This is a genomic window from Moorella naiadis (nom. illeg.) (genome assembly GCF_051020825.1).
In the GTDB taxonomy this organism is placed as follows: Bacteria; Bacillota; DSM-521; order Neomoorellales; family Neomoorellaceae; genus Neomoorella; species Neomoorella naiadis.
Genome location: NZ_JAXGFQ010000045.1, coordinates 1 through 13158 on the forward strand (window position 1 = coordinate 1; position 13158 = coordinate 13158).

15 protein-coding genes and 1 riboswitch are annotated in these 13158 nt (G+C 49.3%); of the genes, 3 read left to right on the forward strand and 12 right to left on the reverse strand.

Going from position 1 to position 13158, the window contains the following annotated elements; genetic code table 11:
* A partial coding sequence (locus tag SDD30_RS16440) for a chromate transporter (protein WP_434076030.1) occupies positions 1 to 398 on the reverse strand: 398 nt, incomplete at its 3' end.
* On the opposite strand from SDD30_RS16440, the gene SDD30_RS16445 reads away from it, so the two are divergent.
* Positions 319 to 975 (forward strand): hypothetical protein, encoded by a 657-nt coding sequence (locus SDD30_RS16445; RefSeq protein ID WP_434076032.1) that lies wholly within the window; start codon positions 319 to 321, stop codon positions 973 to 975. The genes SDD30_RS16440 and SDD30_RS16445 overlap by 80 nt on opposite strands.
* Before the next feature lie 95 nt (positions 976 to 1070).
* Positions 1071 to 1502: a protease complex subunit PrcB family protein gene (locus SDD30_RS16450; RefSeq protein ID WP_434076019.1), complete on the forward strand. Its 432-nt coding sequence runs from the start codon at positions 1071 to 1073 to the stop codon at positions 1500 to 1502.
* Here the strand turns inward: SDD30_RS16450 and SDD30_RS16455 are convergent.
* The 5 genes from SDD30_RS16455 to SDD30_RS16470 form a co-directional block, all read right to left on the reverse strand.
* Positions 1494 to 2585, reverse strand: coding sequence for a S8 family peptidase (locus SDD30_RS16455; RefSeq protein WP_434076020.1), 1092 nt, complete (start codon positions 2583 to 2585; stop codon positions 1494 to 1496). The two genes, SDD30_RS16450 and SDD30_RS16455, sit on opposite strands and share 9 nt — an antisense overlap.
* A 231-nt stretch (positions 2586 to 2816) precedes the next feature.
* Entirely contained in the window at positions 2817 to 2891 is a 75-nt protein-coding gene (locus SDD30_RS17375) for a hypothetical protein (protein ID WP_494517276.1), read from the reverse strand.
* Positions 2892 to 3800: 909 nt separating this feature from the next.
* A complete protein-coding gene (locus SDD30_RS16460; RefSeq protein ID WP_434076021.1) occupies positions 3801 to 4193 on the reverse strand; it encodes a DsrE family protein in 393 nt (130 codons plus the stop codon).
* 35 nt (positions 4194 to 4228) lie between these two features.
* A complete protein-coding gene (locus SDD30_RS16465; protein WP_434076022.1) occupies positions 4229 to 5158 on the reverse strand; it encodes a ferredoxin-like domain-containing protein in 930 nt (309 codons plus the stop codon).
* Positions 5159 to 5302: 144 nt separating this feature from the next.
* Positions 5303 to 6967 carry an ASKHA domain-containing protein gene (locus SDD30_RS16470; RefSeq protein ID WP_434076023.1) on the reverse strand — a complete coding sequence of 555 codons (1665 nt, stop codon included), beginning with the start codon at positions 6965 to 6967 and terminating at the stop codon, positions 5303 to 5305.
* A gap of 29 nt (positions 6968 to 6996) precedes the next feature.
* Between SDD30_RS16470 and SDD30_RS16475 the strand changes: the two genes are divergently transcribed.
* Entirely contained in the window at positions 6997 to 7389 is a 393-nt protein-coding gene (locus tag SDD30_RS16475; RefSeq protein WP_434076031.1) for a type II toxin-antitoxin system HicB family antitoxin, read from the forward strand.
* Positions 7390 to 7428: 39 nt separating this feature from the next.
* On the opposite strand, the gene SDD30_RS16480 is transcribed toward SDD30_RS16475, so the two are convergent.
* From SDD30_RS16480 to SDD30_RS16505, 6 genes are all read right to left on the reverse strand, one after another.
* Entirely contained in the window at positions 7429 to 9132 is a 1704-nt protein-coding gene (locus SDD30_RS16480; protein WP_434076024.1) for a flagellar assembly protein A, read from the reverse strand.
* Positions 9133 to 9281: 149 nt separating this feature from the next.
* Positions 9282 to 9611: an STAS domain-containing protein gene (locus SDD30_RS16485; protein ID WP_434076025.1), complete on the reverse strand. Its 330-nt coding sequence runs from the start codon at positions 9609 to 9611 to the stop codon at positions 9282 to 9284.
* A gap of 6 nt (positions 9612 to 9617) precedes the next feature.
* The gene (locus tag SDD30_RS16490) at positions 9618 to 10319 is read right to left on the reverse strand and encodes a PP2C family protein-serine/threonine phosphatase (RefSeq protein ID WP_434076026.1); all 702 of its coding nucleotides are present in this window, start codon (positions 10317 to 10319) and stop codon (positions 9618 to 9620) included.
* On the reverse strand, positions 10320 to 10649 hold the full coding sequence (locus SDD30_RS16495) for an STAS domain-containing protein (protein WP_434076027.1): 330 nt from the start codon (positions 10647 to 10649) through the stop codon (positions 10320 to 10322).
* Between the two features lie 24 nt (positions 10650 to 10673).
* On the reverse strand, positions 10674 to 11921 hold the full coding sequence (locus tag SDD30_RS16500) for an ATP-binding protein (protein ID WP_434076028.1): 1248 nt from the start codon (positions 11919 to 11921) through the stop codon (positions 10674 to 10676).
* A gap of 41 nt (positions 11922 to 11962) precedes the next feature.
* Positions 11963 to 12709 carry an HD-GYP domain-containing protein gene (locus tag SDD30_RS16505; RefSeq protein ID WP_434076029.1) on the reverse strand — a complete coding sequence of 249 codons (747 nt, stop codon included), beginning with the start codon at positions 12707 to 12709 and terminating at the stop codon, positions 11963 to 11965.
* 91 nt (positions 12710 to 12800) lie between these two features.
* A riboswitch (cyclic di-GMP riboswitch) is annotated at positions 12801 to 12886 on the reverse strand.
* Positions 12887 to 13158 lie beyond the last annotated feature (272 nt).

A 13158-nucleotide genomic window follows, 5' to 3' on the forward strand; every position in this document is an offset into this window, starting at 1 on the left:
ATCAAGGCTGCCTGCCAGCCCTTGATTACTGACTTACCCAACTCCAGCGTCGCGTTGGCCACCAGGGCTACCACTATGGCCTGGATACCCCGAAAGGCGACATTGACCAGTGGCACGCCGCTGTAACGGAAATAAAAGTAAGACAGCAGCACCATCAGCCCGAAGGGAGGCAGCAAAAAACCGGTAAAGCTGGCGGCGGCACCGGCTAAATGCCTAAGCCGGTAGCCTATAAATACGGTCAACGTGACAAAGGTTGCGCCCGGTAAAAATTGCGCCAAGGCTAGACCGTTTAGAAACTCTTCCTCTTTGAGCCACCCCTTGCGCTTAACAATGTTCTTTTTCGTTTCTGCCATCATGGCTGGACCGAATGCGGTAAAACCCATCTTAAAAAAGGCCAAAAAAATATCCCGCAGCGAAGGAACCTTGGGATCAACCTCTCGGGGCAAAGCTCCGATTTTCTGCATTAAACAATATGCCCTCCTTATTGGCAATAATTTTTCTAGCTACTTTCTGGTAGAGTTGATCCCGATACCACAGGATTATACCAAAAAATTAGTCTTAATCTTTTTGTTTGACGCCAGGGTGATTCGAAGAATCTCCGTGGCACTCTTTAATCTGCTCGGGAATGCATTCACCCGGCTTGCCGGCCAGGAGGAAAATAAACCGGCCAGCTTGACGGGCCTGGACATCTACCTGACCGGTACACGCCGGGTGTCAGCCCAACTACGGGCTAAAGATTTTATCTGGCTGGCAAAGAACCCTGGCCCAAGCTGTGGAAAAAGTCCGGTCGGAAAGGCAAGCCTGCGGCTTCTACTGCCCAAAGATTTAACGGTTCCTCCCCATCTTTGTGCCGCAAAAATATGGTATAATAGTATCCAGAAAACGGTGATCCCTTACCGTATAATAACTTGCAGCCCCGGCCTCCCCAATGCTCCAGACGAAATCGCCGTGCTGAAAAAACAAGTGGAGCAATGATTTTTGTTTGGGGAAAGACCAGCTTCCTGCCAGGATGAAGCGGTGAAAGAAGCATATGAAAATCGGAAGACCTATCTGCAAAAGGAGGTGTGGGGGTGTCCGGCCGGAAAATATATGATTCTATACCTTTCCGCCTCCTGCCCAATCCTGGCTCCTGGGCCATTTCTTCTCCAGAAGCGCTCTTTTTAGTGCTTACTGAAGAAAACTACCAAAAGTTTTACCCTACAGCCCCCAAGGGAGCAGACTTCATCCAAAATGTCTATCTCCTCGCCTGTTGGGGGATAAAACCTAATCCCGGGTATAAAATCTCAATTTCGCAGATAGCCCAATATGATTGGGAAGTTATTATAAGAATAAAGTTTATCGAGCCGGAACCCCCAAAATTTTATCCCCAGGTTGTCACTCGTCCCCTCATGGTCGCTGAGGTAGCTAAAGCTGCTTTATCTCCCCGTGGGCTGCTAACTTTTATCTTTATGGCAGAAAAGGATTTGGAATTAGCCCGCCTCGAAACTTATGTTTCACCGTAAAGCCTTATAGGCGTTAGCCCGTCCTATAGGCGGATCAAAGCCCTCTGCGGGATCCGCACCTGCCTCGATCCTCTTTCTTATCTCCGCATTGCTCGAGTGAGGATACTTCGCCCAGACTAAAGCTGCTATGCCGGCTACGTGCGGGCTGGCCATAGAGGTCCCTGACAGGTAGTCGTAGCCCAGCGCTATGCCATAATTGTGAATAAAATTGTCGTGGTTGGGGGTGGTTGAAAAGATGTTTAAACCTGGTGCAGCAATGTCCACCCACGGCCCATAATTAGAAAAGAACGCACGGCTGTCGTTTTCGTCTGTAGCTCCTACGGCGATGCAATTGGTATAAAAAGCAGGATAAAAGGGAACTGAGGAATTGTCATTACCGGCCGCGGCTACCAAGACCACTCCCTGGCTCCAGGCATAATTGATAGCTTTTTCTAATACCTTAGACGGACTGTTGCTGCCGGCGCTTATATTTATGACCTTGGCTCCATTTTTAGTGGCCCATATAATACCCTTGGCCAACCAGCTATAGTAACCGCTCCCGTCATCGCCTAAGACTTTAACGTTTATGAGGCTGCACTTAAAGCCGACACCTGCCACCCCTTTGCCGTTGTTGGTAGCCGCTGCAGCAATTCCCGCTACGTGAGTACCATGACCGAATTTATCATCTACTGTCTTGCTAAAGGTCAAATTAACGTTGGCCACAATTTGGGTTGCTAGGTCTTCGTGGTCCTGGTCAATCCCGGAATCTAAAATGGCGATTTTTACTTCCCGGTTCCCCTTGGTCACATCCCAGGCATCCGGTGCCTGAATCTTGGCCATCCCCCACTGTTTCTCAAAATAGGGATCATTAGGAATGAAGACGGCGTGGGCTATGTAGTCTGGCTCGGCAAACTCCACATAGGCATTGCGGTTGTAATTGGCCACCTTCTCCTGGGCTTTTCCCTTTGCAACCTTAACTACTTCTATTCCTATCTCAGGGATAGCGTCAATTACCTGGGCATCATTTTGAACATGTACCCTCTCCTTAACGGCTTGAGGGATGCCGGGCTTAAATTTAACGAGAATCTGCTCCGCAGCGGGCATGTCATCCTGGCCGGGAATTAAAAAGGGGTTACGAGCCGCGAAACTACCAGTAGAAGCAAAAAGTAAAGTTAAAATTATACCTGCTAAAGATAAAAACAAACGCGTCAACAACTTTCGCAAAGCCTAACCTCTCCTTTCCGCTAGGTATTCTTAGACATTTTATTAAATTAAGGGGCTGTCTTTATTTTCCCCCCTTTGTAACAGCCACCGCTGGTAGTTGGAATGCTAGCTTTACGCCATGCCGAAGGCTTTAGCGATTATTGCTCGGCGCAGGTAGGCAGGAAATTTGCAACATACGTTAGCTATCGGGTATGGCGGTAAATGACTTCAGTATTTCTGACCATCTCAGGAGTATCGGTGATAAACTTGACTATTTTGGGGTTGGTTCAAATTAGGTTTTTGATTATGGCCATTTTCTTCATGTTCCACAGTTTTATTCTACCATGGCAGGTTTAGGAAAACAATATGCTTTGCGCCTAACTCCTCATTGAAATCAGAAGTATGCGCCGAAATCAAGCGCAAGGTCTCGCGCGCTGTCAAGATGCTGTAGGGAGACGCCACCAGAGTTGTAGCCGCCTCCGTCACGTGGTTGACCGCATCGACCGTCACGGCGATGGTCTGCGTCCGGCTGAGTCGCGATCACTCAGTTAAAATATAATCGAAGGGAGATCGGCTCACTCACGGCGAAATCTTACCGAGGGAAATGATCATTGAGAAGCTCTGAAGGGCGTTAATAACTGGAGCCTGGTCGCTTGGCTTAATTTAAAGTTCCGCCGTTTAACCTCACCCACCTATTGCCCCCTCTACCCTGGATAATGGGTGATAAAAAAGCAAGATAAAAATAATTCCAAATCCGCCCGGCAGCTCCGGGATTATAGGGCGGGCCGCTGCGCGGCCCTTGACAGCTTACTCCCCGCCCATGATTGGCTGCCAGAACCGGGCGGGAGAAGCTAAAAACCAGTAAAAGCTCAACTTTGAATTACTGCCTTAAAGTAGTAGGGGGAGGATACTTCTGTCCCAAAAACAGGTTTCGAAAAAATTTTTCGGAGGGGCTTACATTGCCCTTCCATATCAGGGGGTTAGCCCCAACAATTCCTTCCATTGATTTTATTGGCCTCCTTTATTCTGCTGGGTCGGGCCCCTCTTTTTTTTGTTGCCGTACGCTCGAGTTACAAAAAGGGGAAGTTTATCACTTCCCCTACATGGGGCACATAATCAAGGCTTGATGTAGGCATACCCTTCAGCCTGTTTCCTGGCGATTTCTGTTATGCCGGCCGGTACAACTGTCAGAAAGTTGGGGAGGCTGTCCTCGTCGATGGACTGACCTTTAAGAGCGTTCCGACACGCTACAAAGTTTACTCCCATCTCCGATAACTTCTTCATCTCCTCCATCAGCGAACCATTAGCTGTCCCGCAGCTTGCCCCCCGGCCGTCACCTCCGGCAAGGAGGCACCTGTTCCCGAAAATAGCAACCGCCTCACCGTTGGCCACTACTTCGATGTCAGCATTTCCTTGCCCCACATCATTCAAAAAATTAGCGATGTTCACGAGTACTATTTGCCATCTGCCAGATTCGTTAACATGGAAAAGGACTTTCAATCTATTCATCCCAACACCCCTTCTCTGCTAAACTCAAATTGAAGTTATTTTAAAATACCCTTCCTTTTAAGATACTCAGGCAACTGATCCGTATTAGCAACATCCATATCGCCATTTTTATATACCCATAACCTGTCTTTCAAAATAACAACATTATAATCCGCTTCCTTGTCCATAGCACATGCATTGCCACAGCCGCTGATAGTGAGATTTCCTTGTAAATTGCCAGAGGACACTAGGCGCTCCGCAATAGCATGGACATCACCAACACCGTTTTTACAATACCGCGCGCCTATGCACGTCTTGATTCCTTCACTACTCCATGCCAGTGCTACCTTCAGGAATGGCAGAAGGCCCATCCGGTTAATAACTTCAGCCAGGCGCTCGTTCTGGGCAACCTGGAGAGAGCCCTTAACTATCCGTTCGACAGTTTCGACTAGATACTCTTCCTTGATAACCATGTCCAGCCGAGTACCCAATTGGGGTTGACGTCCTCCTTTGCCTCCAAGGTAAAGCCAGTACCCGTCCTGGACAGCAATGATACCCAGGTCGTTTAGTTGCGCCTCCACGCATGAATTGGGGCAGCCATTCAGGGCCATCTTAAATTTTTTCGGCGTCGCCATTCCTGCGAGGCGCGGATTGATTTGTGCTGCCAGAGGAGTAACATCGCGGATAACATGCTTACAATACTGACTGGCACATACTTTGACATTTCGCACCACCGGACCTATATCAGCCAAAGGTAGGCGCACCTTTTCTAACTCTGCGGCCACCTGGTCAAGGTTCTCGGGTTTTATCCCGTAAATCATGATAGCCTCGGTAACCGTGAGCTTTGCCTTTCCGTATTGTTGGGTCAGCCTACGTATGGTCTCTAGCTGTTCGGGTTCCAGGTATCCATTGAGAGGATGAATTAAGACAGCGTAAGTACCATCCAGCTGTTGTATAAAACCCTTGTTGGCGTACTTTTTAATCATAATTGCTCTTCTCCTTACTTTACTTCATTAAGGGTGTAACCTATAAAAAGAATGTAACATAGAAAAGATTGTACGTCCAATCAGTTTAACTTATACACGATATAAAGTTTTGCTGTGGCGAAAACTGGTTCAGGACACGACCTACTAGTGTTTTAGGCGAGCTTTAACAGTAGGGAAAAGGTCAAGGTCGGTGTGGGGAAAAAACAGGCCTGCGGTAAAATGGGCCATAAATTGCAGGCTATTGTTCATCTCCAGATACGTAACGCGCCGGGCTATTTCTTCTAACTCCTGCGCCTTATTAATGTCAGTAAGGACCAGGCTGGCGCCTGTACCAGAACTGTTTCCTAAGCGTACGATATTTTCCCGCGGCAGGTCGGGATATAGCCCAAGGGTAATAGCTGATTCAATATCTAGGTGATCGCCAAATGCACCAGCAGCATAAAAGTACTTAAGATCGGCAAAAGTACACCCAACACTCTCCAGCAGCGTAGTTATGATCGCGTTAACTGCAGCTTTGGTGCGCAACAGCCGCTGGATGTCTACGGCAGTGAGCTCGATGGGCTGGCCAGTAGCGCTTTCCTCTGCCGGCACAACCACTAGAGAAGTAAGCGGTTCACGTAATTCTCCTCGCTGATTAATAATCCCTGCTAGCAGCGCTTGAGCAATTGCATCCACAAGGCCTGAACCACAAATACCGCACGCGGGTACATCTCCAATAGTGCGGTAAGTCACCTTACCTGTATCCGCATCTATACGCACCTGACAAACTGCGCCAGGTTCAGCCCGCATGCCACAAGCTACTACCCCACCTTCCAAGGCCGGGCCGGCTGCTCCAGCAGCTACCACCAACCATTCTCGATTGCCTAAAACCATTTCTCCGTTGGTACCAATGTCTGCCAAAAGGCTGACCTCTTTTTGCCGGTGCATACCACTCGCTAAAATACCCGCCAGGATGTCTCCTCCCACATAACTACCTACGCTGGGTAAAAGGTAAACGAGAGCTCGCGGGTGGAGATCCAGACCTATCATTACTGCCGGGAAAAACCCCGGAGCGTTAACTACAGGTACATAAGGATTCCGGCAGATATTTGCTGTTGGTAGACCCAGCAATAGATGCACCATAGTTGTATTACCACTGATTACCCCTACGGTAATATCCTGCGGTACTATGTTAGCCTGCTTGGTCACCAAATCAATTATCCTGTTTATACTCATGCTTGCTAACTGCTGCAGTTCTGCTAGTCCCTGAGGAGTAGCTGCGTAATGAATACGAGTCAGGATATCTTCTCCCAGCCTCGTCTGTGCATTAGTCACACCATCAGCAGCGAGAAGTTTACCTGAACCTAGATCCCACAAATATCCTCCCACAGTGGTACTGCCCAAGTCCACCGCCAGGCCAAAGGGTCCTAACCGGTCAGAACCCGGCCCTACTTCCACTAACTCGGCGACCAGTCGTTCTAACCCCCACCCCGGAGGCCAGTAGTAGCCTATAGTTACTGTTACCTTCCAATCATTCTGGCGTAACTTTTCCGGGATTTCCCTTAGTAACTCAAGAGGAATACTCACGGGACAGCCAATTTGGGTTTCCAGTGCTTGGCGTAAACGGTCTGCATCAGCAATATTATCGCCGTTTCCCGGAAACTTAAGCTCTAGTAAGTATTTTTCACTCAAGGGACTAGCTTTTAACTTGTAGCTCTGCTGCATTGTATTGGCCACCGGCGTACCTTCTCTAAGGCCAATTTTTGGGGACAGCGCTACAGGGATGTGAGTCCCCAAACTATTGCCCCACTTTTGCACATGAAGTTGCATAACGTTTTCACCTCTTCTTTTGTTTATACATAATATATACTTTTAGTGATATAAATACAAATGACTTGCCAGGATGTTTGCCCTGCGCTCATACTACAGATGAGGCTATCAGAAATGCTAAAGAAGCTATGGCCCTGCATTTATGGAGTATGGAACAAGATGGGGATCCTATCCCCGAACCCACACCAATTAATAAATTACATCTCGGACCCAATCAAATACCAGTTTTAATTGAAGTTTATATGCCTACGTATCGTGAAGCGATAGAAAATACATCTGTTAAAAAGACCTTAACTGTCCCTCAATGGTTAAATAGAATAGCTGAGGAAAAAAGAGTTAATTTTTCACAGGTACTACAAAATGCATTAAAAGCTCATCTTGGCATTGAACATCGTCCTCGCAGTATTAAAAAGCAACCTTAACCGGTTGCTTTTTTGTTGTGGTTACCTTTGCCAGATGATCTACAACACGGGCGTTGTGAAATAATGTTTAATAATCTCCCCTTCCCGGTCAAGCCATAAGCTGACTCCCCGTTCTTCCTGGTTAAAAGAATGCAGTCGCGGCCCTATTTGAATGGATGTGTTTTCAAAAACATGACCTGCCGTCACCCTGGCTCCGGACCGGGTGACAACCCTGGTTTCTGTACCGCTGCGGGAACCAAGTTCCCTGATATAAATATCACCCTGAGCCTGGATCTCGCCGCCGCGAAAAACACCGTTTATGGTTACCGACTTCCCGGCTTGCAGCCGGGAGTGGTAACAGCCATCCCCCACTACCTTTATATTGCCGGTAGCCACAATGGTAGAATTAACCGCGTAATTAATGGTAACATCGGCCTCGACCTGGGGAGTGGCACCAATATCCTCCCGCCAGGTTGTAACCTTTTTGAGCATCGCTTCCAGGCATCCCATCCTCTTAATGGCCAAAGGCGAACGGGCCAGATATTCCAAATCGTTTAGGAGTCCTTCCGGCGCACCCAAGGGTATTGAATGCAGTCTTTGTACCTCTTTCTGCAACAATTCCACTGTAGAAGCAAGGTCTTGAAACTTCTTTTCCATAAGTAAAAGTACCAAGGGGCCAATCCCGCCCTTAAGGTCATCTTTCTTTAGGGAAGGGTGTCTTAATAGCTGCTTAATAGCGGCAAGCAATCGTTCCAGGTCATCAGCAATCCTTGTCAGAAGCGGACTCAACCCCTGCTGAAAGGCGGTAGTACCCCCGGCAGCCAGTACCGAGACAAAGACATTGCCGGCTACCTCAATGGAACCTCCTGCCCGGACCATAGCCCTGGATATGGTATCCCCGACATACACATTCCCTCCCGCCTCAATAGCCATCCCTTCTTCAACTTGCCCTGCTATAATTACATCGCCGCTGAAGGTGATATTACCCGAAGTAAGATCAACATTGCCACCGTGGCTCAGGGCCGGGATTACCTCGATAATTACCCGATCTTTTGTTTTCCTGGCTACAGGTCGTCCCGCCCGGGCGGCTACCACTTCTAAACCATTCTCGCTTAAAATGGCACCCTGTAGGGCAACCAGTCCAATTTCCCGGGGCTCCGGTGGCAGGATTATTTCTCCCGTTACGGCCCTCCCTGGCTGGCCTTGGGTAACAGGATGTTTCCTGGCCAGGACCGTGCCGGGTTCAACCGAGGTAAATTGAAAGCGCTCACGAAAGTTAACGTTCTGCTCTTCCTCTTTGATGGTTACAGGCACCTTGTCCTGGGTGGTAAATAATAATACAACAGTGGCATCTTTACCTGGCAAAGCCGGTCGGCCACGGGCAATGGTCCAGGTTCCTTCTGCCGGTACTTCGGCCAGACGGGCACACGCCTGCCAGTCGATACCGTACTGGATACCCTGGCTTTTAAGCTCCCGGACCAGATCCTCCAGGGTGAAGGGTGGATAAAAACTCTCTTGCTCCCTGGTTTCAAGTTGCAAAACCTGGGCGGGGGGCAAATCTTTAAGGCGCCGGCGCCGTATTACGCCGGGTTGCATTTGCAGTAAAGCTTCGAGCTTATTCCCACTAACCTTTACGCGCCAGTATCCCTCCTGCCTTTCCTCAACCGGAAGTATTTCCACTTTGTCTTCTACAGTTACAGGCGTTGGTTCCTTTCGTTCCCTGCCGTTTACCACCAAGCGCAATCCTTGGCAGGGTACTATCACCGGGTAAGGTCCTCCCGGCGGGTGCTTTATCACCGGGTACCCGTCAATAATCGCTACCGTAGCTGACAAATTGTTAGCGCCGGTACTATCCGGAGCCAGGTTCAGAGCCCTCGTTGCCATGCTATCTTGCGTATGACTTCCCCTCACCATTAATTCCCTCCGGTCAGGCGGGCTGCCTCAAGGGTTTCTAAAACGCGGAAAAAGCCGATTATTTCTAGGTCATGGCGAATAGGCTCAGGTATATGGGTAACTTTAAGGGTGCGGTTTTGCAGGTCCAGGATCCTGGCCATGGAAAGGAGCATACCTGCCCCGGAGGAATCCATAAACTGCAAATCGCCACAATCTATTTCTACCGTTCTTGTTTCCTGGCGTTCAATCTCTTGCTGTAACAAGTTGATATTGCTAAAATCAAGCTCTCCCGCTACCTGCAGGACAGTCTTGTCCGTTTTTGTATATACTCTTACTTCCAAACCATTCATCTGCTTTCACCTGCCCGTCTTCAACACTACCAGGGTGACATCATCCCTTTGCTGCCTACAGCCAGTGAAGGTAAATAAATCGTTCAAGATAGTTTCCCGCAGTTCGGTTGCATTGTGGCAGGAATTTGCTGAAGTTATTTCCTCCAGGCGCCTTAAACCGTAGGTTTCCCCCTGCCCATTGCGAGCTTCCACCAGGCCATCTGTATACAGGAGGATTACATCACCGGGAGCTAAACAAACCGCATCTGGCCCAGTTCCCTGGTATCCTTCCAGGAGCCCCAAGGCAGCACCTCTCACCTTGAGAACATGTACCTTACTACCATTAAACACCAGAGGCGCCGGGTGCCCCGCACAAAGGGATGTTAAGCAGGCATTACGCGTCTCGTAAGATATAAGGCACAAGGTTGCAAAGGACCCGGCGAGCCGAAGTTGTCTCCCGCCCATTTCATTTATTTGTTCCATTATCGCCAGGAGTGGCATGTTGTTTCCGGCACAGGTACGCAATGTTACCCTAAGGTCCTTCATTTGCCTGGCAGCCGTACTGCCTTTGCCCATTACATCACCTATTGCTGCAATAAGTCGTTCCCCGCCCAGGGGAATAAAGTCAAAAAAGTCACCGCCCTCCACATCCGCTGGAATACTACAACCGGCTCCCTGTATACCGGCATGTATTATTTGCTTTTCTATTCTACCGGTACCCAGGGTCATCTAATCTTCACCTGCCTTCACTATCTCTGCTCTAGTTCCCTGTAAAAGTTCTTCCAGGCCTACGAGGCGGAAAACCTCAGCGACCTCCAGAGAGGGGTTAATAAGGTACACCGCCCCTCCTTTTGCCAACCACCGGCGCTGGATAGTTAACAACCCCCTAAGACCTGTCGAATCAATAAACAAAACCCCCGCCAGGTTGATAATGAGCTGGCACTCCCCATCCCGGGCTTCAGCCGCCTGTTCCACCATAGCCAGGGTTTCCATGTCTAACTCCCCTTCAAGGTTTAAACAGCGGCTACCATTAACCTTGGTTACCTTAACTACTAGCATAATCTCTCCTCCCCTTCGCTTTATTTAACAGGCTTTTTGCCCCGCTACTTGACAAAAATTGAGGACGAGGGTCGTCCCAGCATTTCCCGTAGCAAGGTAGAGTTTATCGGTATAATAAAGCATTAAAGTAAACCCGCAACCCAGGGATTCCTTTGTGGAGTAATGTTGCAACAGAGTTGCCTTGGGGAGATCCTTGAGCTTGATTCCCTGACCGTGGTCCTGGACAATTATGCGCAGGGTTTCATCCTCATGCCTGGCTACCCATTCGCCCCCGCCAGCATGTTTTAAGGCATTGGTTAAGGCTTCGGTCAGGCACAGGTAAATACCGTGCTGGCGGTCATGAAAAATGGCCGGTAATAAACTGCGCAATTTACTCCGCGCCAGGGCAACATCGGCAGCTTTCTGAACTTCACCCCTGGCCAGCTCATGTCCCTGTGAAAGCAGGGGCGCAATTTCTTCCAAAGTCCAGAGCCGCAACCGGCCATTGGTAACAGCAGCAACGGCTTCCTGGTAAGCAAGCATCTCCTGCCGGCGCATCTGCCTTTCTTTATTGATAATCTCCGTAATATCGAAGGCCAGTAAGCCCCCAGAGTAAGGGTCCAGGGGGATACCGTGAAGGTCAAAAACCCTTTGCCCATCGCTACTCACAATGAGTTCCCGGCAGTGGGCCCCCTGGCGAATCGCCTTGCGTACCAGTTTTTCTATTTCCGACGGGGGTAATTCCAGATCAGCCCGGCCGCCTAAATGGTGAAGTCGTCCTTTTTCGTAGCGCATCACCCTGCCGACTTGCATAGCATTCAAAATTTCAGAGTTCTGGATCTCGGCAAGTAGCCGCTCCTTTACCAGATCCTGCAGGTGGGCGGGGACCAGCTGGGATACTTGTTCAATGAAGTCCCCCGTACTTCCAGTTAATAAAGCGTACTCTTCACTGCCAAGGCGGGTAGCTGTTTCCTGGTCCCGGTAAACAGCCAGGATATCAAAGAGGTGAATATTGCTCTTGCCCCTGGTGGGCACCCCGGCTACATCCAGGCTCAGGTTCTGCTGGAGATAAATACGATATTTACCGGGAACGGGAGCATTTGTTTCTAAACCCAACTCCATAGTATTTAAGACCAGGATACGGCCACCATAGCGTCTCCCGTCAGATGTAACCAGACTTATTCCTATGGGCGCTGGAGGCTTCCGGCGCAAAGAGCCAGGGCTCATGAAGTAATCGCAATCAAGGCAAGAACGGTCCGGTGTCTTCTGGTTACACTGGCTGCATTGTTGCATATCTTAACACCCCTTTGAAGCCAGTGTTTGGTCCAAGAGCCCTAAACCTGCACAGCAGAATCACCCCTCGGGTCTGCCGATAACTGGTAACTGGCCGCTACTAGCTTATCCACCCAGTGGCTTTGGGCAATTACTACAGGATGAGATAAATCACTATAAACATCAATAAGCCTTTGCAGCCAGTTCTTCTCTACTTGTATTTGCTTCTCAATGGCGCAGGGATGGCTGTAGGTTTCCGGGCGATAGGTATCCTTTTGGCTTAACCGAGACAATACCGAGGCATCAAATTGTAAGCCGGCCTGCATATGTATTTCTGCCAAGGCCCTGCTGAATTCAACAGCTTGACGGTATGGCCGGGGCGCTGTCATGGCATCGAGGGCGTCGGCAATGGCCACTATCATGGCGAAAAAAGGGATTTGGTGGCGTTTAAGCCCGGCATAGCCTTCCCCATTCCACCTTTCATGGTGGTAACGGATGATCGCCGCCACTTCCGAGTTACAACCCCTATTCTCGAGCCACTCGGCTCCATACCGGGGATGTCTTTTTATCTCTTTCCATTCGGTCGAGGTTAACGGTCCCGGCTTCTGCAATATTTCTCGCTTAATTTTTGTCTTGCCAGCATCGTGTAAGAGAGCCCCAACTAAAATTTCCTTATAATGGACTGCCTCAACATCCAGGTCAACGGCCATCCTTAACGCTAAATTGGCAACCGATATTGAGTGGAAGTATAGCTCCGGCCAGAACTTCTGGATTTCGAGCAATATTTCTGCAACCGCCTTGCTCTCCATTTATCCCACCCCCGAATTCTGAATAGAAAAGGAGAAAGGCAGCCAGGTTAACATGACCGGGCTGCCTTTATTAAAAACCAAAGCTTTATCTAGTGGCAGCCTGGCAGTCATACCGGTAACGGCTGTAGACCCATAGCTTTGCGTCCCACCCTTTCAGGTGGTTTGCCTTTTTCACTAAAACCTTATGTTGTTTCGCTAATTGTAGTTGATTTCAGGTGGGCGGGGAATTAATTTCGGCCCATTTATCAGCCTGATTAAGGGGAAAAAACCTAGCAGGGTTTCTTGCAGGGGTGGAATTTTTGGATAGGTGGTTAAAAGAGGATTAGTGTTTAAAGAAGGTTCTACGAGTTGAAGATCGGCTATTTCTAAATATTTACATTTAATACATAAAATAGGGGGGGGGGGGGGGGGGGGGGGGGGGGGGGGGGGGGGGGGGGGGGGGGGGGGGG

Excerpts from the sequence above, each read along its gene's own strand:
- SDD30_RS16455 (WP_434076020.1), bottom strand. The coding sequence starts at position 2,585 with ATGCCCGCTGCGGAGCAGATTCTCGTTAAATTTAAGCCCGGCATCCCT.
- SDD30_RS16460 (WP_434076021.1), bottom strand. The coding sequence starts at position 4,193 with ATGAATAGATTGAAAGTCCTTTTCCATGTTAACGAATCTGGCAGATGG.
- SDD30_RS16465 (WP_434076022.1), bottom strand. The coding sequence starts at position 5,158 with ATGATTAAAAAGTACGCCAACAAGGGTTTTATACAACAGCTGGATGGT.
- SDD30_RS16470 (WP_434076023.1), bottom strand. The coding sequence starts at position 6,967 with ATGCAACTTCATGTGCAAAAGTGGGGCAATAGTTTGGGGACTCACATC.
- SDD30_RS16485 (WP_434076025.1), bottom strand. The coding sequence starts at position 9,611 with ATGAATGGTTTGGAAGTAAGAGTATATACAAAAACGGACAAGACTGTC.
- SDD30_RS16490 (WP_434076026.1), bottom strand. The coding sequence starts at position 10,319 with ATGACCCTGGGTACCGGTAGAATAGAAAAGCAAATAATACATGCCGGT.
- SDD30_RS16495 (WP_434076027.1), bottom strand. The coding sequence starts at position 10,649 with ATGCTAGTAGTTAAGGTAACCAAGGTTAATGGTAGCCGCTGTTTAAAC.
- SDD30_RS16500 (WP_434076028.1), bottom strand. The coding sequence starts at position 11,921 with ATGCAACAATGCAGCCAGTGTAACCAGAAGACACCGGACCGTTCTTGC.
- SDD30_RS16505 (WP_434076029.1), bottom strand. The coding sequence starts at position 12,709 with ATGGAGAGCAAGGCGGTTGCAGAAATATTGCTCGAAATCCAGAAGTTC.